At 66.4% G+C, this 19,617-nt stretch carries 19 protein-coding genes; 13 read left to right on the forward strand and 6 right to left on the reverse strand.

Features of this window, described 5'->3' with window-relative positions; all coding sequences use genetic code 11:
• The first annotated feature begins 12 nt into the window (after positions 1-12).
• The 6 genes from ACHMWQ_RS20060 (at position 13) to ACHMWQ_RS20085 (ending at position 5,594) form a co-directional block, all read left to right on the forward strand.
• Positions 13-1,038, forward strand: coding sequence for an SIS domain-containing protein (locus ACHMWQ_RS20060; RefSeq protein WP_354550468.1), 1,026 nt, complete (start codon positions 13-15; stop codon positions 1,036-1,038).
• A gap of 128 nt (positions 1,039-1,166) precedes the next feature.
• On the forward strand, positions 1,167-2,330 hold the full coding sequence (nagA, locus tag ACHMWQ_RS20065) for an N-acetylglucosamine-6-phosphate deacetylase (protein ID WP_396308816.1): 1,164 nt from the start codon (positions 1,167-1,169) through the stop codon (positions 2,328-2,330).
• Positions 2,331-2,343: 13 nt separating this feature from the next.
• The gene (locus tag ACHMWQ_RS20070) at positions 2,344-3,252 is read left to right on the forward strand and encodes an ROK family protein (protein ID WP_396308817.1); all 909 of its coding nucleotides are present in this window, start codon (positions 2,344-2,346) and stop codon (positions 3,250-3,252) included.
• A gap of 13 nt (positions 3,253-3,265) precedes the next feature.
• Positions 3,266-4,009, forward strand: a complete 744-nt coding sequence (locus ACHMWQ_RS20075; protein ID WP_396309494.1) for a copper homeostasis protein CutC — start codon at positions 3,266-3,268, stop codon at positions 4,007-4,009.
• 115 nt (positions 4,010-4,124) lie between these two features.
• Positions 4,125-5,291, forward strand: a complete 1,167-nt coding sequence (locus tag ACHMWQ_RS20080) for a sn-glycerol-3-phosphate ABC transporter ATP-binding protein UgpC (RefSeq protein WP_354550473.1) — start codon at positions 4,125-4,127, stop codon at positions 5,289-5,291.
• 138 nt (positions 5,292-5,429) lie between these two features.
• Positions 5,430-5,594, forward strand: a complete 165-nt coding sequence (locus ACHMWQ_RS20085; RefSeq protein WP_396308818.1) for a hypothetical protein — start codon at positions 5,430-5,432, stop codon at positions 5,592-5,594.
• Positions 5,595-5,835: 241 nt separating this feature from the next.
• Here the strand turns inward: ACHMWQ_RS20085 and ACHMWQ_RS20090 are convergent, their stop codons facing one another.
• The 3 genes from ACHMWQ_RS20090 to ACHMWQ_RS20100 form a co-directional block, all read right to left on the reverse strand.
• Positions 5,836-6,654 (reverse strand): carbohydrate ABC transporter permease, encoded by an 819-nt coding sequence (locus ACHMWQ_RS20090; protein WP_266329608.1) that lies wholly within the window; start codon positions 6,652-6,654, stop codon positions 5,836-5,838.
• Positions 6,651-7,601, reverse strand: a complete 951-nt coding sequence (locus ACHMWQ_RS20095; RefSeq protein ID WP_396308819.1) for a carbohydrate ABC transporter permease — start codon at positions 7,599-7,601, stop codon at positions 6,651-6,653. The genes ACHMWQ_RS20090 and ACHMWQ_RS20095 overlap by 4 nt, the downstream gene beginning before the upstream one ends.
• A gap of 192 nt (positions 7,602-7,793) precedes the next feature.
• Positions 7,794-9,074 carry an extracellular solute-binding protein gene (locus ACHMWQ_RS20100; protein WP_354550477.1) on the reverse strand — a complete coding sequence of 427 codons (1,281 nt, stop codon included), beginning with the start codon at positions 9,072-9,074 and terminating at the stop codon, positions 7,794-7,796.
• Between the two features lie 341 nt (positions 9,075-9,415).
• Here ACHMWQ_RS20100 and ACHMWQ_RS20105 point away from each other — a divergent pair, with 341 nt between their 5' ends.
• The 4 genes from ACHMWQ_RS20105 to ACHMWQ_RS20120 all read left to right on the forward strand — a co-directional run bounded on the left by ACHMWQ_RS20105 (position 9,416) and on the right by ACHMWQ_RS20120 (position 14,484).
• On the forward strand, positions 9,416-10,840 hold the full coding sequence (locus tag ACHMWQ_RS20105) for a SidA/IucD/PvdA family monooxygenase (RefSeq protein WP_396308820.1): 1,425 nt from the start codon (positions 9,416-9,418) through the stop codon (positions 10,838-10,840).
• A 15-nt stretch (positions 10,841-10,855) separates the two neighbouring features.
• Positions 10,856-11,899, forward strand: coding sequence for a questin oxidase family protein (locus ACHMWQ_RS20110; RefSeq protein ID WP_396308821.1), 1,044 nt, complete (start codon positions 10,856-10,858; stop codon positions 11,897-11,899).
• Between the two features lie 8 nt (positions 11,900-11,907).
• Entirely contained in the window at positions 11,908-13,104 is a 1,197-nt protein-coding gene (locus tag ACHMWQ_RS20115; protein ID WP_396309495.1) for an amidohydrolase family protein, read from the forward strand.
• Positions 13,105-13,263: 159 nt separating this feature from the next.
• On the forward strand, positions 13,264-14,484 hold the full coding sequence (locus ACHMWQ_RS20120; RefSeq protein ID WP_396308822.1) for an MFS transporter: 1,221 nt from the start codon (positions 13,264-13,266) through the stop codon (positions 14,482-14,484).
• A 74-nt stretch (positions 14,485-14,558) separates the two neighbouring features.
• On the opposite strand, the gene ACHMWQ_RS20125 is transcribed toward ACHMWQ_RS20120, so the two are convergent.
• Positions 14,559-15,341 (reverse strand): SDR family NAD(P)-dependent oxidoreductase, encoded by a 783-nt coding sequence (locus tag ACHMWQ_RS20125; protein ID WP_354550482.1) that lies wholly within the window; start codon positions 15,339-15,341, stop codon positions 14,559-14,561.
• 159 nt (positions 15,342-15,500) lie between these two features.
• Here ACHMWQ_RS20125 and ACHMWQ_RS20130 point away from each other — a divergent pair, with 159 nt between their 5' ends.
• Together ACHMWQ_RS20130 and ACHMWQ_RS20135 are read left to right on the forward strand one after the other, a co-directional pair.
• On the forward strand, positions 15,501-16,355 hold the full coding sequence (locus ACHMWQ_RS20130; RefSeq protein WP_354550484.1) for a DeoR/GlpR family DNA-binding transcription regulator: 855 nt from the start codon (positions 15,501-15,503) through the stop codon (positions 16,353-16,355).
• A 60-nt stretch (positions 16,356-16,415) separates the two neighbouring features.
• The gene (locus tag ACHMWQ_RS20135; protein ID WP_396308823.1) at positions 16,416-17,915 is read left to right on the forward strand and encodes an FGGY-family carbohydrate kinase; all 1,500 of its coding nucleotides are present in this window, start codon (positions 16,416-16,418) and stop codon (positions 17,913-17,915) included.
• 590 nt (positions 17,916-18,505) lie between these two features.
• Here ACHMWQ_RS20135 and ACHMWQ_RS20140 read toward each other — a convergent pair.
• Complete coding sequence (locus tag ACHMWQ_RS20140) at positions 18,506-18,721, reverse strand: hypothetical protein (RefSeq protein ID WP_354550488.1); 216 nt, start codon at positions 18,719-18,721, stop codon at positions 18,506-18,508.
• A 218-nt stretch (positions 18,722-18,939) separates the two neighbouring features.
• Here ACHMWQ_RS20140 and ACHMWQ_RS20145 point away from each other — a divergent pair, with 218 nt between their 5' ends.
• The gene (locus tag ACHMWQ_RS20145) at positions 18,940-19,350 is read left to right on the forward strand and encodes a DoxX family protein (RefSeq protein ID WP_354551640.1); all 411 of its coding nucleotides are present in this window, start codon (positions 18,940-18,942) and stop codon (positions 19,348-19,350) included.
• Here ACHMWQ_RS20145 and ACHMWQ_RS20150 read toward each other — a convergent pair.
• The gene (locus tag ACHMWQ_RS20150; protein ID WP_354550490.1) at positions 19,347-19,544 is read right to left on the reverse strand and encodes a cation transporter; all 198 of its coding nucleotides are present in this window, start codon (positions 19,542-19,544) and stop codon (positions 19,347-19,349) included. The genes ACHMWQ_RS20145 and ACHMWQ_RS20150 overlap by 4 nt on opposite strands.
• Positions 19,545-19,617: the final 73 nt, after the last annotated feature.

Consider the following 19,617-nt stretch of genomic DNA (forward strand, 5'->3'; position numbering starts at 1 on the left):
AGGAACACGACGATGACCACGACCCTGATGCGCGCCGAGATCGACGAAGCCCCGGCCGCCGTCCGCCGCCTGCTGGAGCAATCCGGCGACGCGATCCGCGAAGCCGGCGCGCGCCTGCGCAGCCTGGATCCCAAGGTCATCGTGACCGTGGCGCGCGGCTCGTCCGACCATGCCAGCGCCTTCTTCAAATATGCCTGCGAGATCACGACCGGCGTGCCGGTCGCCTCGCTCGGCCCCTCGATCGCCTCGATCTACAAGACGCCGCTTCATCTGCCCGGCGGCGCGGTGATCGCCACCTCGCAGTCGGGCAAGAGCCCGGACCTGCTCGCCATGGTCGAGGCCGCCAAGAAGGGCGGCGCCGCCAGCATCGCCCTCGTCAATGTCGAGGACGCGCCGCTGGCGTCGCTCGCCGACATCTTCGTGCCGCTGCGCGCCGGTCCGGAAAAGAGCGTCGCCTCGACCAAGTCCTACATCACCTCGGTGGTCGCCGGCCTCGCCATCCTCGCCGAATGGCGCCAGGACAAAGATCTGCAGGCCGCCATCGCCGCCCTGCCCGACAAGCTCGACGCCGCGCTCGAATGCGACTGGAGCGAAGCGCGCGACATGGTCGTCAACGCCTCGTCGCTCTATACGCTGGGCCGTGGCCCCGGCTTCGCGGTGGCACAGGAAGCGGCACTGAAGCTCAAGGAAACCTCGATCCTGCATGCCGAGGCCTATTCCGGCGCCGAATTGCAGCATGGCCCGGTGTCGCTGGTCGACGAGAACTTCCCGCTCATCGCCTTCATCCCGGACGACGCGGCATCGCCCAGCATGGTCGCGACCGTTTCGGCGCTGCATGCGCGAGGCGCCAAGGTGTTTACCGCCACCGCCGCGACGATCCCCGGCCCGCGCCTGCCGATCGCTCCCACCGGCCACGCGCTGACCGACCCGGTCTCGATCGCGCTCTCCTTCTACCGCTTTGCCGAAACGGTGGCCGTGGCCCGAGGCTACAACCCCGACAAACCGCGCGGCCTCAACAAGGTGACCGAGACGGTTTAGGCGCGACAGGCCCCGGAGGGGCTGGCTCCGCACCTCCCCCTCGGGGAGAGGTGAAGAACAAGTGGCCGGTTCCTTGCGGTACCGGCCATGCTATCCATTCCGCCAACACGGATTTTCAGGAAGAGCCCATGCCGAACCTGACCGCCTATCGGGGCGCAGAATTGTTCGACGGCGCGACGCGCCGCCGGGATGCCGCCGTTCTTGTCGAAGGCGGCACGGTCGTCGATATCGTCGGGCCCGGCGGCCTGCCGGAAGGCGTGGCCACGATCGACCTGGAGGGCGGCCTGCTGGCGCCCGGCTTCGTCGACGCGCAGGTCAATGGCGGCGGCGGCGCGCTGCTGAACAGTGCCGCGACGGTCGAGGGCATCCGCACCATCTGCACCGCGCATGCCCGCTACGGCACCACGGCGCTGTTGCCGACGCTGATCACCGACACGCCCGCCGTGACCGAGGCTGTGATCGCCGCCGCGCGCGACGCGATCGCCGCCGGCGTGCCGGGTTGCCTCGGCCTGCATATCGAGGGGCCGCACCTCTCGATCGCCCGCAAGGGCGCGCATAATCCGGGCTTCATCCGCGCGATGGACGAGGCCGATCTGGAGCGCCTGATCTCGACCGGGCTCCAGCATGTGCTGACCACGGTCGCCGCCGAAACCGTGCCGCCGGCGCAGATCGCGCGGCTGACGGCGGCCGGCGTCCATGTCGCCATCGGCCATTCCGACGCCTCCTATGAAACCGCCATGGCGGCCTTCAATGCCGGCGCGCGCGGCATCACCCATCTCTTCAATGCGATGAGCCAGCTTGGCCACCGCTCGCCGGGCGTCGTCGGCGCGGCGCTCGACAGCGCCGACGCCTGGTGCGGCATCATCCCGGACGGGCTGCACGTCCATCCGGCGGCGATCGCCAATGCGCTGCGCGCCAAGCGCGCCCCGGGACGCATCTTCATCGTCACCGACGCCATGTCGACGATCAGCACGACCATCACCGAGTTCGAACTCAACGGCCGCACCATCACCCGCGAGAACGGCAAGCTGACGCTGGACGACGGCACGCTGGCCGGCTCCGATCTCGACATGGTCGGCGCCATCCGCTTCATGACCGGCACGGTCGGCATCGGCCTGGACGAGACGTTGCGCATGGCCTCGCTCTATCCGGCGCAGTTCCTCGGCATCGACCGGACGCATGGCCGGATCGCGCCGGGTTCGCGCGCCGATTTCGTCCATCTCGCCGGGGATCTCTCCGTCCTCGACGTGTTCATCGGCGGCGAGCGCCAGCATTTTGCGCCGCTCGCCTGATCCGGGAGACGAGATGTCCGTTACCGCAGCCTTCGACATTGGCGGCTCCAAGATCGAGTTCGCCCGTGTCGACCGGGAGGGCGCGGTGACCAACCGGGCGACCCTCCCGACCCCGCACACGAACTGGGGCGATTTCGTCGCCGCCCTGCGGTCGCTCGTCGCCGCCGACGGCGGCCATGCGACGCGGATCGGCATCTCGATCGCCGGCACCACGGACAGCGCCACCGGCATCGCGCAGGCGGCCAATGTCCCCGTCGTGAATGGTCATCATCTGGAGAACGAGATCTCCGCAGCGCTCGGTGTGCCCGTGCGGGTCGGCAATGACGCCGACTGCTTCGCGCTGGCCGAGGCGACAGTCGGCGCCGGCCGGGGCAAGCCAATCGTCTTCGGTGCCATTCTGGGCACCGGCGTTGGCGGCGGGCTTGTGATCGGCGGCCGCATGGTGCGCGGCGCCAATGGCGTCACCGGCGAATGGGGCCATGGCCCGATTCTGGCGGAAGCCGTCGCGGCGCGCGGCATCCCGGTCATCCGCTGCGGCTGCGGCCAGATCGGCTGCCTCGACAGCTATGGCTCGGCGCGCGGGCTGGAGCGGATCCACGCGGCGTTCACCGGCGCAAGCCTGACCAGCCACGAGATCACCCAGGCCTGGCACGCCGGCGATGCCGATGCCGCGCGCACGGTCGACGCCTTCGTGGAACTGATCGCCGGGCCGCTTTCGGTGATCGTCAACACCATCGGCCCCTGGGTCATCCCGGTCGGCGGCGGGCTCTCCTCCGATCCGGCGCTGCTGGAGCGGATCGACCTCGCCGTGCGGGCGCGCGTGCTCGGCCGCTATGACACGCCGCTGGTCGTTCCCGGCCGGACGCGCGGCGCCAGTGGCCTGATCGGCGCGGCGATGCTGGCGGAAGAACTTCCGGCGTGATTCAATGGCACCCATGAAAATCCAGCTTGAAATCTGCGTCGACACGCCCGACGGCCTCGCCGCAGCCATCCATGGCGGCGCCGACCGCATCGAACTCTGCAGCGCATTGTCGATCGGCGGGCTGACGCCCTCCCCCGGCCTCATGAAGATCGCCGCCAAGGCGGGCGTGCCGGTCTATGCGATGATCCGGCCGCGCGAGGGCGATTTCGTCTTCTCGCCCGGCGAAATCGACCAGATGCGCCGCGACATCGACGCCGCTCGCGCCGCCGGCCTCGCCGGCGTCGTGCTGGGCGCATCGGAACCGCGCGGAAAGCTAGATGCCGAGGCGCTGTTCCATCTGCGCAGCCATGCCGAAGGTCTCGGCGCCACGTTGCATCGCGCCTTCGACCTCGTGCCGGATCCGTTCGAGGCGCTGGAGACGGCCGTCTCGCTCGGCTTCGAACGCATCCTGACCTCGGGTCGCGAGCGCAAGGCGATGGACGGCGTGCCGCTGCTGGCCGAACTGGTGCAACGTGCCGGCGACCGGCTGGCGATCATGCCGGGCTCGGGCGTGCGGCCGGACAATGTCGCGCATATCCTCGACAGGACCGGCGCGCGCGAGATCCATGCTTCGTGCCGGACGGGCAGCCAGGCCGTGGCGCCGGAGGCCGTCGCACTCGGTTTCGCCACCGCGCCGACGCTCGACGTCACCTCGGAAGAGAGCGTCGCCAAGATGGTCGAGATCATCCGCGTGTTCGAGATTCCACCCGCCGGATAGCATCAACCGAACATGCCGAATAAGGCACCGAAACGGTTGAAATTGCAGCACTCCTCGGCTTTGACAGGCGGTCCCCGGGCGTGGCACGCTCGCCTTCCGACATGAGGGAATGGCAATGGCCGAGATCGTCTTTGAGCGGGTGACCAAGCGCTATGATGACGGCCAGCTCGCCGTCAACGCGCTCGATTTGAAGATCGCCGATGGCGAGTTTCTGGTGCTGGTCGGCCCGTCCGGCTGCGGCAAGTCGACGGCGCTGCGCATGATCGCGGGGCTGGAGGAAATCTCCGACGGCTCGCTGGTGATTGACGGCGCGGTCGCCAACGACCTGTCGCCGCGCGACCGCAACATCGCCATGGTGTTCCAGTCCTACGCGCTCTATCCGCATCTCTCGGTCGCCGACAATATCGGCTTCGGCCTGCGGGTGCGCGGCTCCGACAAGGCGGAAATCCGCGCCAAGGTCGAGGAGACGGCCAAGCTGCTCGAGCTTTCCGACCTGCTCGACCGCAAGCCGGGGCGGCTTTCCGGCGGCCAACGCCAGCGCGTCGCCATGGGCCGCGCCCTCGTGCGCTCGCCAAAAGCCTTCCTGATGGACGAGCCGCTTTCCAATCTCGACGCGCGGCTGCGCGGCCAGATGCGGGCCGAGATCGCGCATCTGCAGAAGATGACCGGCGTCACCACCGTCTATGTCACGCATGACCAGGTCGAGGCGATGACGATGGGCGACCGCGTCGCCGTGATGAACAAGGGCGTGCTGCAGCAGCTTGCCGCGCCGCGCACGCTCTACGACGCGCCGGCCAATCTGTTCGTCGCCGGCTTCATCGGTTCGCCGCCGATGAACCTGCTGCCCGGTCAGGTCATCGCCACCGAGGGCGGCCCCGCGCTGAAGCTCGGCGAGTTGACGATCGCGCTCGACCCGGCGTCGCTTGCCGCCCGCCCCGGCATCGCGCGCTTCGCGGGCCGGGACATCATCGCCGGCATCCGCCCCGAGGCCTTCCAGTTCGTCGACGACCCCACGCCCGGTCCGGGCAAGCTCTCCGGCCGCGTGGCGTTCGTCGAGGATCTCGGCGCCAGCCTGCTGGTCCATCTCGATCTCGACGGCGCGGCGGTGGTCGCGGCCGGTGTTTCGGAGGACGGCGAGGAACTGAGCTCGGCTCGCACAAGGCTGCGCGCCATCGTCGACGGCACCTTGCCGGTGCGCAAGGACGACCGAATCTGCCTCACCGTCGACCCGTCCCGCATCCATCTGTTCGATGCGGCGACCGAGCAGGCGATCGTCGCCTGAGCAATCGGATCAAAATAACGGCAATTTACGGGCAATTCCGGAAAATCGCCTATTGGGTCAAAGAGATCGGTTGATTTCGATCAAGGCAGGCTACAATCTGGAGCTCGATATTGGTTCCGTCGAAAAACGGAGCCTGTCATGACTGCAGCCAACATCCTCGCTCTGGGCGCCATTATCAGCGCCTTCCTGGTCTTTATGACCTCCGTCGCCTGGGCCGAACGGCAGACGCGCCATCTGAGCGTCAACCCGAAGCCCACCGACCAGCGGCCCCCGATCCAGGCCGCTCGTCCGCTACGGAACTGAGGACGCTGCCTCCAGGCGCTGCGGGCGCACGATCGGTCGGGGGGCCGAGCGCTGTTGCCCGCGCCCTACGCACCGCGCAACCGGCTGAATGGTCGGCGGCGCGGTGCGATGCCTTGCCCATTTTTTTCCGTCGATTCTGCGCCCGCGCGCCGTGGCGCTCGAAGGGCCATCTGACATTGCCGACCGCACGGACTGCGGCAGGGCCGCGGCATAGGCCGCGCCCTCCCCGCCCCGCAAAGGGTCAGTGCACGCCCTTGGTCAGGCCCTGGACGAAATAGCGGTTCAGGAACAGCGCCATCAGCACGATCGGCACGGTCGAGAAATGCGCCAGCGCGCCGAGCGTGCCCCAGGTGATGTCCTTGGTGCCGAATGAGGCCAGCAGCGCCACGGAGAGCGGCTTGGTGTCCGAATTGGTCAGGAACATCGGCGTCAGGAAGTCGTTCCACGAGAACATGATGCAGAACAGCGCGCTAGCGATGATGCCCGGCACCACGGTCGGCAGGGCAACGCGGTAGAACGCGCCCCAGAGCGTGCAGCCGTCCGTCAGCGCCGCCTCCTCCATGTCGCGCGGCAGCGCGCGGAAATAGGAGAACATCATCCAGGTGACGAAGGCGCAGTTCAGCGTCGTGTTGATCAGGATGACGGCCCACCACGTCCCGAGCAGGCCGATGTCGCGCATCATCAGGTAGAACGGGATCAGCGTCGCGATGATCGGCACCGTGCGGATCGCCAGGAAGAAATAGGCGACGACGATGGCGTAGCGCGATTTCGAGCGCGCCAGCGCATAGCCGGCCGGCACGCCGAGCAGCAGCGACAGCACGGTGGTGCCGAGGCTCATGACGATGCTCGACTTCAGCAATTGCCAGACGTCGAACAGCTGGAAGATGCGCTCGAAATTGAACAGGGTCGGGCTGAAGGTGAAGCTCGGCGGCGAAGAGAAGATCTCGCGCGGCGGCTTGTAGGCGGTCGAGACCAGCCACAGCACCGGGATCATGTAGAGGGCGAGGATGACGACCAGCGTGGTGCGCTCGATCGCGATCTGGCGGGTGCGGGCTTTCATGTCTCGTTGGCCCTTACATCGGCGCGGCGGATCAGCAGGGTGAAGGCGGCGCAGAGCACCGCGATACAGAGGATCGCGACATTGCCGATCGCCGAGGCAAAGCCGATGTTGAAGAACTGCAGGCCCTGCTTGACGCCATAGACCATCAGCGAATTGGTCGCGTCGCCCGGTCCGCCGCCGGTGGTGACGAAGATGATGTCGAACACGCGGAACGCATCCATCACCCGCAACACCAGCGCCAGGAACACGGTCGGCAGCAGCAGCGGCAGCACGACGAGACGGAAGCGCTGCAACGCCGTCGCGCCATCGGCGGAGGCCGCCTCCAGGATATCGCCCGGCAGCGACTTGAGCCCGGCGAGCAGGATCAGTGCGACCAGCGGCGTCCATTCCCAGACATCGATCAGGATGACGACCGGCAGCGCGGCGCTCGTCGAGGCGAGGAAGCCGCGCGGGCCGGATATGCCCCATTCGGCCAGGTAATAGCCGAAGAAGCCGTAGTCGACAGCGAGCAGCGCGCGGAAGATCAGGCCAACGACCACCGGCGTGATCGTGACCGGGATCAGCAGGAAGGCGAGGCAGATGCGGTTGAAGCGCCCCTCGCGCCAGAGCAGCAGCGCCAGGCAGAGCCCGAAGACGAACTCCAGCGCCACGGCGGCGAAGGTGAAAACGAAGGTGTTGATCAGCGCCCGGCGCGCCGTCGAGTCCGTCCACAGCTCGGCATAGTTGGCGAGGCCGACGAAGGTCCGCCTTCCGCCGCCGCGCAGCAGATTATAATCGAAGAACGAATACCAGATGCCCTGCGCCAGCGGCCAGAGCGCGATCAGCACGACATAGACGACGGCCGGGACGGCGAGCGCAATCAGGAAGAGCCTGCGCCGGTCCTGGAAGCGCAGGCGGGCCGCCTTGCGCTGGGGGAAATCGATCGAGCCGACGGAAGTCGTAGCCAATGCGGAACACCCTCGCTGGATCCAGATCGTCTAAGCGGAAGCACCCGTCACTTCCTTACCTCTCCCTGAGGGAGCGGTCGACGCACATCGTGCGGCGGGCGAAGGTCTGCAGTCTTTCCGGATGGGTCCCCCTCACCTGCACAGGGAGGAGCCGAGCGAGAGCTTGGCGCCCTCGCCCGGTATCGAGGCCGATCAGAACAGCTTCAAAGCCTTTTCCTGCACTTCGTCGAGGGCCGCCTTCGGCTCGACGCCGCCGACCAGCACGGCATTCACGGCCGTGCCCAGCAGATCCTGGATTTCGGGATACTGCGGAATGCGCGGGCGATAGTCGCCGTCGGCGTTCTCGAACGATTTGGCGATGACAGGCAGATAGGGGAACTTCTTGTTCAGGTCCGGGTCGGCGAGCGTCGACTTGCGGATGTAGCTGCCGGCGCCCTCCATGTTGAATTCCTTCTGGATCTCCGGGCTGGTCAGCCACTTGATGAACTTCCAGGCGGCTTCCTGCTGGGCCGGGTCGATATCGGCATTGATGCCCATGCCCCAGCCGCCGAGGCCATACTTGACCGGCAGGCCCTTGGCGCCCGGCGTGGTGGTGATGGCGACGCTGTCGACGATCTTCGACATGGAGGGATCATAGTAGCCAGGCGCGCCGACCGACCAGGTTTCCATCATCGCGACCAGACCCTGGCGGAAGCTTTCCTCGCGGCCGCCCCAGTCATAGTCGACGGCGCCGGGAGGGGCCGCCTTGTCGAACAGCTCCTTGTAGACCTTCAGGCTGTTGATATTGGCTTCCGAATTGATCGCCGGCTTGCCGGACGCATCGAGCACCGAGCCGCCGAGCTGGGCGTTGTACTGCAGCCAGTCCTGCGCCACCGCCGGGCCCTTCTGGCCGTTGGCGACGAAGCCATATTGCTTCTTGTCGGGATTGGTCAGCTTGATCGCCGTCTCGACGAACTCTTCCGCCGTCTCGGGAACCTTCAGGCCGGCCGCGTCGAGCAGATCCTTGCGATAGGCCAGCAGAGCCGCATAGCCGGCGAACGGAAATGCCACCTGCTTGCCGTCATACTGGCCAATATACTTGATCGTGGACGGATAGATATCGTCCAGCTTCATCTCGGCGGCGTCGCGCTTGATCCAGTCGGTCAGGTCGACGGTGTATTTGTTGTCGGCATACTGCCCGGCCCAGACGATATCCATCGTCACCAGGTCGTAATTCTTGGTGTGGCCGATGAAGTCGGCCTGGGTCTTGGTCAGCAGCGAGCCATAATCGAGGATATCGACCTTGACGGTCGCGCCAGTTTCTTCCTCGAATTTCGGCGCCAGCTTGGCGATCACCGGCGCGAACTGGTCGTTCTGCGAGGCAAGGTTCAGCGTGATGCCGGCCAGCGGCTTGTCCGCGGCGAGCGCGGCGCCCGCGATGCTCACATAGACCAGCCCGGCAACTCCGAGCTTTAACAGCGATGCGGTGCTCATTCCTGTGACTTTCTCTTCCTCGGGACAAGGGGCGTGGCGCAGCTTACATCAAACAATACCGGGCTCAAGACCTACCTTTTATTCCTGCAAAACCCAAGATGAACAGCTTTCATCAAGCTGTTCCTTCAATTGGCAGCTTGCCCAACTTGCAGTCAGCTTGCGTCGCGATGTTCCTTCGCAAACAACAACGATGTTCGCTTGCAGCATTTGGGCATGCATATGCTGCGAAATCATGAGCCCTGGCGCACGACAGAAAAAATCGCTGATGCCTAATTTTACGTCAAGCACAGTTTCGCACCGATGCGATACGATGCAGGCCTTCCCGAGCGAGGATGCGCCGCATGACCTTTTGCCCCCAACTGGCCGAACTGGAACGGCAAATCGCGGTCGACCTGATCCGCATCGAGGCTGCGCCGCGGGCGTGGATTCCAGCGCGCGGCGGCCCGGAAGGCGCACCCGTCCATGACGTCGTCATCATCGGCGCTGGCCTCTCCGGATTGTCGATCGCCTTCGGGTTGAAGCGGCAGGGCGTCGTCAACGTGCTGATCCTCGATGCCCGGCCCGAGGGGCAGGAAGGACCGTGGCTGACCTGCGCCCGCATGGACACGCTGCGCTCGCCCAAGCATCTCGCCGGACCAGATCTGGGCGTCCCCAGCCTGACCTATCGCGCCTGGCACGAGGCGATCCATGGCGCGCAGTCCTGGGACAGCCTCGGCAAGATCGGCCGCGCCGACTGGATGGACTATCTGCGCTGGTATCGCCGCGTCACCGACCTTGCCGTGCGCAACGAAACCACGCTCACCGCCATCGAGCCTTTTTCCGACGGCCTGGCGCTCTCGGTCGAGAGCCCCCAGGGAACCGAACGGATCTACGCGCGCAAGATCGTGCTGGCCACCGGCATCGAGGGCGCCGGCGGCCATTCCGTGCCGGCCATCGTCTCGGAGAACCTGCCGCGCGAATTCTGGACCCATAGCGGCGAGGCGATCGACACGTCGCGCTTGGCCGGCCGCGACGTCGGCATTCTCGGCTCGTCCTCCTCCGCCTTCGACTGGGCGTCGGCGGCGCTCCGGGCCGGCGCGCGCTCGGCGACCCTGTTTGGCCGTGCCACCGAATTCGCCAAGACCGAGGTTCTCGCCTGGACGAATTTTCCGGGCTTCCTCAGCCATTTCGCCGATCTCGACGATCTGCGCCGCTGGCGCTTCATGCGCCGCTTCTTCGACATCAAGACGCCGCCGACGACGGAGATGTTCAACGCCGCCTGCGCCTTTCCGAATTTCCGCCTTGAGCTCGGCTGTCCGCCCGAGCGGCTGACCGTCGAGAACGGCCGCATCCGGCTCGACACGCCGCGCGGCCGGTTCGACTTCGACCACCTGCTGCTCGGCACGGGCTACGACATCGACCTGCGCCGCCGGCCGGAGCTGGCCAACCTCGTCGACGACATCGCGCTGTGGTCCGATCGCTTCGCCGCGCCGGAGGGCGAGACGGATGCCAGCCTCGGCCGCTATCCCTATCTCGGCCGCGCCTTCGAATTCACCGAGAAGCATCCGGGAACGGCGCCGCATCTCGCCAACATCCATGTCTTCAACAATGGCGCGGTGCCGAGTCTTGGGCCGATCTGCAACGGCATTACCGGGCTCAAATATGGCGTGCCAAGAATGGTCGCGGCTTTGACAAAGGGCCTTTTCCTCGACGACGCAGACCGGCACTATGCGGAATTGATGGCCTATGATGAAGTTCACTTCAGCGTCTCGAACACGAAGACCTAATTCCCGAGGAATGCCATGGCCCTATCCCCGCGCACCGAGACTGACACTCTCGAGGACCTGCTTGTCGAAGTCCGGATGTTCAGCGCCGAGTTTCCGCTGCTGCTGGCCAATCATCTGCCGATGATCCTGGTGGCGCTCGATCGGCTCGGCGCCTCGAAGGAACGGCTGCGCGACTATTTCGACACCTATCGAGACACCAATGGCCTGGTTCCGCAGCCGCCGCCGGTCGCGCCGATTTCGCGCGAGAGCTGGACGGAGGCGCTTGGTGAGCGCGCGCGCGAACAGGATTATCGTAGGTTCTTCGAGGCTGAAGTTCGCCGGATCGGCATCGACGCCGCGATCCAGACCTATCTGCCGACGCTGATCCCCGGCATCGGCGCCAGCGCGCTGCACGGCATGATGCGCACCGCCTATGGCGTGATGCGGATGGATCCGAGCGAAGTCGGCACCGCGCTCGGCTACTGGTCGGCCACCTATCTCACCATGCCGCGCGCCACCGGCGCCGCACCGGTCACCGACGATCCCGGCCAGGTCCTGGCCCGCGCCTGCGAATTGTCCTGCCTGCGCGAAGTCGAGCCCGAAACCGACCTGCTCTGGCACAACATCCGCGCGGCGGGCGAGAAGGAATCGTTTGCCCCCGTCGTCGACTGGCTCGCCATCGGCCCGGATACCGGCCGCAGGCTGGCCGAGACCTCGCTGGCGCTGTTCGCCGCGACCATGGACTTCTCCTCGCTGCACGCGCTGACCGGCTCGCACTGGATCCGGATGATCGGACCGCATCTGGCCGAGGCCGACCGTCCGGCGCTGCAGCGCTATTTCTGGCAGATCATCGCATCGCTGGTGCCGAAGATCGGCTTCCCCAGCCTGCCGAGCGCCGAGCAGCTGGATCAATGGCGCCACCTGCCCGCTCCGGGCTGGCCGGAAATCGCTGCGGCTGCGATCCAGTCGGACGACGAGCATGATATCAGCCTCGTCTTCTCCGCCCGCGAGGAGGAAGCCGTCTATGGCGACCGGCTCTACCGCGTCGTCGCTGCCCGGCGGATGGGACTGATCTCTTGAGCCCTTCGCTGCTGCCGAGCCTCGTCATTTCCGGTGCCACGCTTGCCGACGGGCGCCGCGTCGATATCCTCATCGCCGGCGAAACCATCGCGGCCATCGTGCCGGCCGGCCAGGGGCCCGCCGATTGCGACCGCATCGACGCCACCGATCGCCTGGCCGCGCCCTCCTTTGTCGAGGGGCACATCCATCTCGACAAGACGCTGCTCGGCCTGCCCTTCATCCCGCATATTCCCGGCGACACGGTCGCGCTGCGGATCGAGGCGGAGAAGCAGCTTCGCCGCACCGTGGCGCTGCCGGTCGAGGAGCGCGGCGGCCGGCTGATCGAGCAGATCGCCGCCTTCGGCACCGGAAGCCTCCGGAGCCATGTCGACATCGACACGGAAGTGGGCCTGAAAGGCCTGCATGCGCTGCTGCGCCTCAAGGAACGCTACTGGGATCTGGTCGACATCCAGATCGTCGCCTTCCCGCAAAGCGGCATCCGGATCGATCCCGGCGTCGCCGACCTGCTCGATGCGGCGATCCGCGAGGGCGCCGATCTCGTCGGCGGGCTCGACCCGGCCGGCATCGACCAGGACGTGACCGGCCATCTCGACGCGGTCTTCGCGGTCGCGGAGAAGCATGGCGTCGGCGTCGACATCCACCTGCATGATTCCGGCCCGCTCGGCGCGTTCGAACTGCGCCAGATCGCGGCCCGCACCCTGGCGCTCGGGCTGGAGGGCAAGGTGGCGGTCAGCCACGCCTTCGCGCTCGGCCAGATCGATGATTTCGAGTTTTTCCGCACGGCCGAGGCACTGGCCAACGCTCGCGTCGCCATCATGACCAACGGCCCCGGCCCTGTCGCCATGCCGCCGGTCAAGCGACTGCGGGAGGCGGGCGTTACCGTCTTTGCCGGCTCCGACAACATCCGCGACGCCTGGTCGCCCTATGGCGATGGCGACCTGCTGCGCCGCGCCCAGATCATCGGCTACCGGCAGGAGTTCCTCGCCGACCCGGATCTCGTGCACGCCTTCGCCATGGTGACGGAAATCCCCGCCGCCGTGCTGGGCGTCACGCATTATGGCCTCGGGCCGGGCCGGCGCGCCGACATCGTGCTGCTCGACGCCGGCTCGGTGCCGGAGGCCGTCGCCGGCGCGCCGCGCGGCCGCACCGTGATCAAACGTGGAAGGCTGGTGGCGCTCGAAGGCGTGCTGACGCCGAGGGACTGAGCCTCTCCGATTTCAAAACCGCGGCTGGGGGATCCACTCATCCTTACGGATGATAGGATTGGCCCGCGAAAGCTGCCATTTCTTGCCCATCGTCCTTCCCCCCGGATGGCCGGACGTCGCACTGAGGCGATCGCCCCACCATCAAACAAGAGCTTTCTCATGCGACTGCCAGATTCAGCCGGCGTCGAGCCGGCGCCGATTCCCGCTACCATTTCCGGGCCCCTGACCATCCTGATGGCGGCCGCCTGCGGCGCCATCGTCGCCAATCTCTATTACGCCCAGCCGCTGATCGCGCTGATCGGGCCGGATATCGGCCTGCCGCCGGCGCTCGCCAGCCTCGTCGTCACGCTGACCCAGATCGGCTATGGCGTCGGCCTGATGCTGATGGTGCCGCTTGGCGACATCATCGAGAACAAGAAGCTGATCCTGATCGCCGTCGGCGTCACCGCCTTCGCGCTCCTGCTCGCCGCTGTCGCGCCGAGCAGCCTGCCCTTCCTCGGCGCGGTGCTGTTCATCGGCATCTGTTCCAGCATCGCCCAGGTGCTCGTGCCGATGGCCGCCCACATGGCCAGCGACGAGACGCGCGGCCGCACCGTCGGCAACGTCATGGGCGGGCTGATGGTCGGCATCCTGTTCGCGCGACCGCTCGCCGGCGTGCTGGCCGACCTGATCGGCTGGCGCGGCGTGTTCTTCTGCTCGGCAGGCCTGATGCTGGCCCTGGCGCTCCTGCTGCTGCGCCATCTGCCCAAGCGCCATCCCCATTCCGGCCACACCTATTCGCAACTGATCGGCTCGCTCTGGTCGATCTTCCGCGATACGCCGGTGCTGCGCCGGCGCGGCTTCTACCAGTTCGCCCTGTTCGCCGATTTCAGCCTGTTCTGGACCAGCGCGCCGCTGGAACTCGCCGGCGCTCCGTTCCACCTGTCGCAGACGCAGATTGCCGTCTTCGCGCTGGCGGGCGCCGCCGGCGCGCTGTCGGCGCCGCTGGCCGGCCGCCTCGCCGATCGCGGCTTCGGGCGCATCGGCACGGGCCTGGCAATCGCCGGCGTCTTCATCGCCTTCGCGCTGTCAGGGCTGGTCTCGGTCGGCTCGATCGCGGTGCTGGTGATCGCGGCGATCCTGCTCGATTTCTGCGTCCAGGCGAACATGGTGTTCGGCCAGCGCTCGCTGTTCATGATGGCGCCGGCGATCCGCAGCCGCCTGAGCGGCATCTATGTCGCCACCATCTTCATGGGCGGCGCCGTGGGCTCGGCCATCGCCAGCCCGCTCTACGAGACCTTCGGCTGGAACGGCATCGTCGTGGCCGGTCTCGCCTTCCCGCTCGCCGCCTTCCTCTTCTACCTGACCGAACTGGTCGGCAGCCGCGCCGCGACGCACTGACAAAAATGGGGCGGATCGCTTCCTGATACGCCCCATCTTCTTCTCAAGACCCGGAAACAAACCTCCGGCTCGCCTCAGTCCATGCGCACGCCGCCGGTGACGTTGATGCCCTGGCCGGTCATGAAGCGGGCCGCGTCCGAGGCGAGGAAGACGACCACGTCGGCTACATCCTCCGGCTCCTCGATGCGGCCGAGCGGGGTGAGCGAAATATATTCGGCGCGCACCGCTTCCGGCGTCATGCCGCGCAGCTCCGCTTCCCAGACGATCTCGCGCTCCTGCATCGCCGTCTTGACGAAGCCCGGGCAGACGCAGTTGACGCGGATGTTCTTCGGCGCCATCTCGCGAGCCAGCGCCTGGGTCCAGCCGAACACGGCAAACTTCGAGGCGGAGTAATGCGCCAGCAGCGGCGCGCCGACCTTGGCCGCCAGCGACGCGGTGTTGACGATCACGCCCTTGGTCTTGTTGGCGAGGAAGTGGCGGCAGGCGATCTGGTTGGCGAGGAAGACGCCGCGCGCATTGACGTCGAAATTGAAGTCCCATTCCTCGTCGGTGATATCCACCGCGGGGCGCATGGTCGAGACGCCGGCATTGGCGCAAAGCAGGTCGAAGCCGCCAAGGCCGTCGATCGCCTTCTGCATGGCCTCGTCGACCGACTGGCGCTTGGTGACGTCGACTTCGACCGCGAAGCCGCCATTCTCAAGCTCCGCCACGACGGCCTGCGCCGCCATCACGTCGAGATCGGCGATCGCGACCGTCGCGCCGGCCTTGTCGAGGGCCCGCACGATCGCCGCGCCGATGCCCTTCGATCCGCCGGTGACGATTGCCTTGCGTCCTGAAAGATCGAATATGCCGGCCATATCAGTTGTTCCTTGCTGGATTGGGTGGCCCAACAAAACGCAAAATCGAACACTTTACAACGCCCTGCTTCCAGATAATGTTTGCAAATGTTCGAACCTGTTGCAGTTTAAACGTCCGGAAGGAACTGCGATGTCAGCCGATTTCCTCGCAGGCGCGCCATGAGCGGTCCCCTCTTCGGCCAGGCCGAACTGGCCGGGCAGGAACTCGGCCGCATTCCCGCCGGCGCGCGCCAATCCCTCATCCTCGATTGGATCGAGATGAACGGCTTCGTCTCCGTCTCGAAAATCGCCGGAAATCTCAGCGTTTCCGAGATGACGATACGACGCGACCTGGTGCTGCTCGAAGAGCGCGGCTTGCTGGCCCGCACGCATGGCGGCGCGGTCTCGTCGGCCTCCGATCCGCGCGAGGTTTTCGACCTCGAGGAGCCCGCTTTCAAGCGCCGGCGTCACAGAAACGCTCGTGAAAAAACCGCGATCGCCACCGCCGCCGCCGCGCTGATCGGCCCCGGCGAGACGATCGGCATCGATGTCGGCACCTCGACGCTGACCCTGGCCGAAGCGGTGCTCGGCCGCCCCGACCTCCGGGTTTTCACCAACAGCCTGCGCGCGGCAATGACGCTCTCCGCCTCCAAGAGTCCGGTCTATGTGCTGGGCGGCGAGGTCCGCAATCCCGAGCAGTCCGTGGTCGGCTCGCGCGCCGTCAGCGAATTGCAGAACTACAATATCGACCGCGTCTTCATCGGCGTCTCCGGGCTGATCGAGGCCGGCTTCTTCGATTATTCGGTCGAGGATACAGAGGTGAAGCGGGCCTTCATCGCGCGGGCGGACCAGGTGGTCATCTTGTGCGATTCGTCCAAATTCGATCATCGTTCGCTGGCGCGGGTGTGCGAGCTTTCCGGCGCCGACGTGCTGGTTACCGACGCGGCCCCGCCCGCCCATCTCGCGCGCGCCCTGGAGGCCGCGAACATAGAAACCATCATCGCCGGGCCGGAGCCTGGGCGATTGCCCGACTGACCGCCCGCACGGCCTGCCGCCGCTCTCGTGCGCCGCTTCCCAACGAAACTGGATCCCTGCATGCCCGCCCAGAAGACCACCGTCATCGGCCTCGATATCGGCACGACCTCGACCATTTCGATCGCGGTCCGCGTACCCGACCAGATCCTGCATATGGCGTCGCGGCCGGTGACCCTTTCCTCGCCGCGCCCGAGCTGGGCCGAGGAAGATCCGACCGAGTGGTGGGCGAACACCTGCGAGGTGCTGCGCGAAACCATCGCCGCCCTGCCGGATGGTCCGGATTCGCTGGCCGGCCTCTGCGTCACCGGCATGCTGCCGGCGGTGGTGCTGCTCGATGCGGCCGGCAGGGTTCTGCGCCCCAGCATCCAGCAGAGCGACGGTCGCTGCGGCGAGGAAGTCGAGGGGCTGAAGCGCGAAGTCGACGAGACGGCGTTCCTCAAGCGCACCGGCAACGGCATCAACCAGCAGCTCGTCGCGGCCAAGCTGCGCTGGATCGCCAAGCACGAGCCGGACGTGTTCGCGCGCATCGCCACGGTGTTCGGATCCTATGACTACATCAACTGGCGCCTGACCGGCCGCCGGGCGGTGGAACAGAACTGGGCGCTGGAGGCTGGCTTCACCGACGTCGCGACAGACCGCATCGCCGACGATCTCGTGGCGCTGGCCGGCATTCCGCGCAGCGCCGTGCCGGATCGGACCGTGACGCATGAGCAGATGGGCACGGTCTCCGCCGAAGCCGCACGCGAAACCGGCCTGCCCGAAGGCCTGCCGATCTTCGGCGGCGCGGCGGATCACATCGCCTCGGCACTCGCCGCCGGCATCGCCTCCAATGGCGACGTCCTGCTCAAGTTCGGCGGCGCCGGCGATATCGTCGTGGCCGCCGACAAGGCCAAGCCGGACGCACGGCTCTATCTCGATTATCACCTCGTGCCCGGTCTCTATGCGCCGAATGGCTGCATGGCCTCGTCCGGCTCGGCCCTGAACTGGATGGCCCGGCTGCTGGCGGATTCGGATGGCGAGGAACGCCCGCATGTCGCGCTCGACAAGCTGGCCGGCGCGGTGCCCGCCGGCAGCGACGGCGTGCTGTGCCTTCCCTATTTCCTCGGCGAGAAGACGCCGATCCACGATCCCCTGGCGCGCGGCACCTATATCGGCCTCAGCCTCGGCAACGGGAAGGGTCATTTCTGGCGGGCGCTGCTCGAAGGCGTCGCCTATGGCTTCCGCCACCATGTCGACGTGCTGGCCGACATGGGTCACGCCCCGCGCCGCTTCTTCGCCTCCGACGGCGGCACCAAGAGCCGGGTCTGGATGCAGATCATGGCCGATGTGATGGGTGCGCCGGTGCAGCTGCTCGACAACCCCTATGGCTCCTCGGTCGGCGCTGCCTGGGTCGCGGCGATGGGAACGGGCCTGGCGACCGATTGGAGCGGCATTTCCAGCCTGGCGACGCAGGGCGCGCTGATCCAGCCGAACCCGGCCAATCGCGAGGTTTATGACCATGGCTATGCGCGCTACCGCGCCGCCTATGTCGCCCTGAAGCCTGTCTTCGCCATGCCCTAGGACGACGATCGGGTTCGCATCCTCGGTTCCCAACCTCGACCATCATCCTGAGGCGCCCGGCAAAGCCGGGCCTCGAAGGAGGGTCCAGGGAACGCCTTAGACAATACGCTGCAGCCTCCTTCGAGGCTCCGCTGTCGCGAAGAGCTCGGTGTCTGGCCGGCAATTCGACAAGCGATGCCGATTTCTCCATTCGAGCCGCATTGCCCTTACCTCTCCCTGAGGGAGAGGTCGGAGCGCAGCTCCGGGTGAGGGGTTAGGGAACCATCCAGAGAGGGCTTAAACCCTCACCCGCCGGCCTGCGGCCGTCGACCTCTCCCTAGAGGCGAGAGGTGAAGAAAGGGCATTTCGGACCATGCCGGTACGGAGGTTCCAAACTGCCTCCTCTCTTCGACCGGCCGATACGGGCCAGACACGAACGATGAAGGCGGCAAGATCTACGTGCGCGGAAACGCAAGCAAAAAAAAGACCCCGAAGCCTGGAGGCTCCGGGGTCTGAGATGGAGCGCGGGAGGGGCGCTCTGGGAGCTTGGGAACAAACCTCGGAAGATCTACGACTTGTCACACTGAAACCGTTCGCTCCGGCTGGACCTGCTATGCCTTCTTGCCCTTCGCCAATTGCGACGGCGACAGCTTGGAAGGCTTCACCTCGGCGCCCGTAATGCCGGAACCCGGCTGCACCATCCCCGGCGGGTCGCTCGTCGGAAAGGACTCCGTGAGCTCCTTGTCGAGGCGGTCGTTCTTTTCCTTGCGAGCGGTACGCGCGGCATGACCCGGCAGTATCGTTTTCAGCAATTCCTTGACGGCCACTTCACGTCCTCCTTGGCTGAAATCGTCTTCGAATAAACAAGGCCCGACGGCTGTTTTCGTTCCAGACAAAGCGATGCAATCGCGCGGCCCGCGCTAATTACATTTTCGCCTTGTCAGGACGGCGCGAACGCGCGGCAGCCAATCGGGAGCGAGACATGGACATTCGGGATGGCAGACCACTCGGCAAAGGCCTGAACGGTCAAGCGAATTGGACGCGGATGCCGGTTTTGCGCGACTGGCGGCCCCAGATCCTGTCCCTGCTGCGCATCGTCACCGCGCTGGTCTTCTGGGAATACGGGACCAGCAAGCTGCTGGGCTTTCCCTATTCCGACATGCTTTCCAGCCTGGCGCCTTATTCGCTGCCTTGGTTCGCCGGCTGGATCGAGCTGATCGGGTCGCCGCTGCTGCTGGTCGGCCTCTTCACCGGGCCGGTCGCCTTCCTGCTATCCGGCGAGATGGCCGTGGCCTATTTCCTCGCCCACCAGCCGAACGACCTCTTTCCGCTTCGCAATGGCGGCGTCGAGGCGATCCTGTTCTGTTTCATCTTCCTCTACATCGCCGCCGCAGGCCCCGGCGCCTGGAGCGTCGATGGCCTTCTGGCGCGGCGGCGGCGCGAGAGCGAGTTCTAGACGAGGATGCTCGGGTAGCCGGCTTCCTCGAGCGCGGCAACGATCGCACCGGTTTCCGCGGTGCTCTCAATGCGCACGGTCTTGGACGCCAGATCCGTGCCGACTTCGGCGGCCGGATCGAGCGCCTTCACGGTCTTCTGCACCGTCGAGACGCAGTGGCCGCAGGACATGTCCTTGATATTCAACGTCAGCATATTGGGCTCCATTCGTTGGGTTGAGGCGAATATGGAGCTTCCCATCATGGCAAGGTCAAGCCCGCAATCAGCC

Origin of the sequence: Kaistia sp. UC242_56, assembly GCF_044452255.1 — a bacterium.
Classification (GTDB): domain Bacteria; phylum Pseudomonadota; class Alphaproteobacteria; order Rhizobiales; family Kaistiaceae; genus Kaistia; species Kaistia defluvii_A.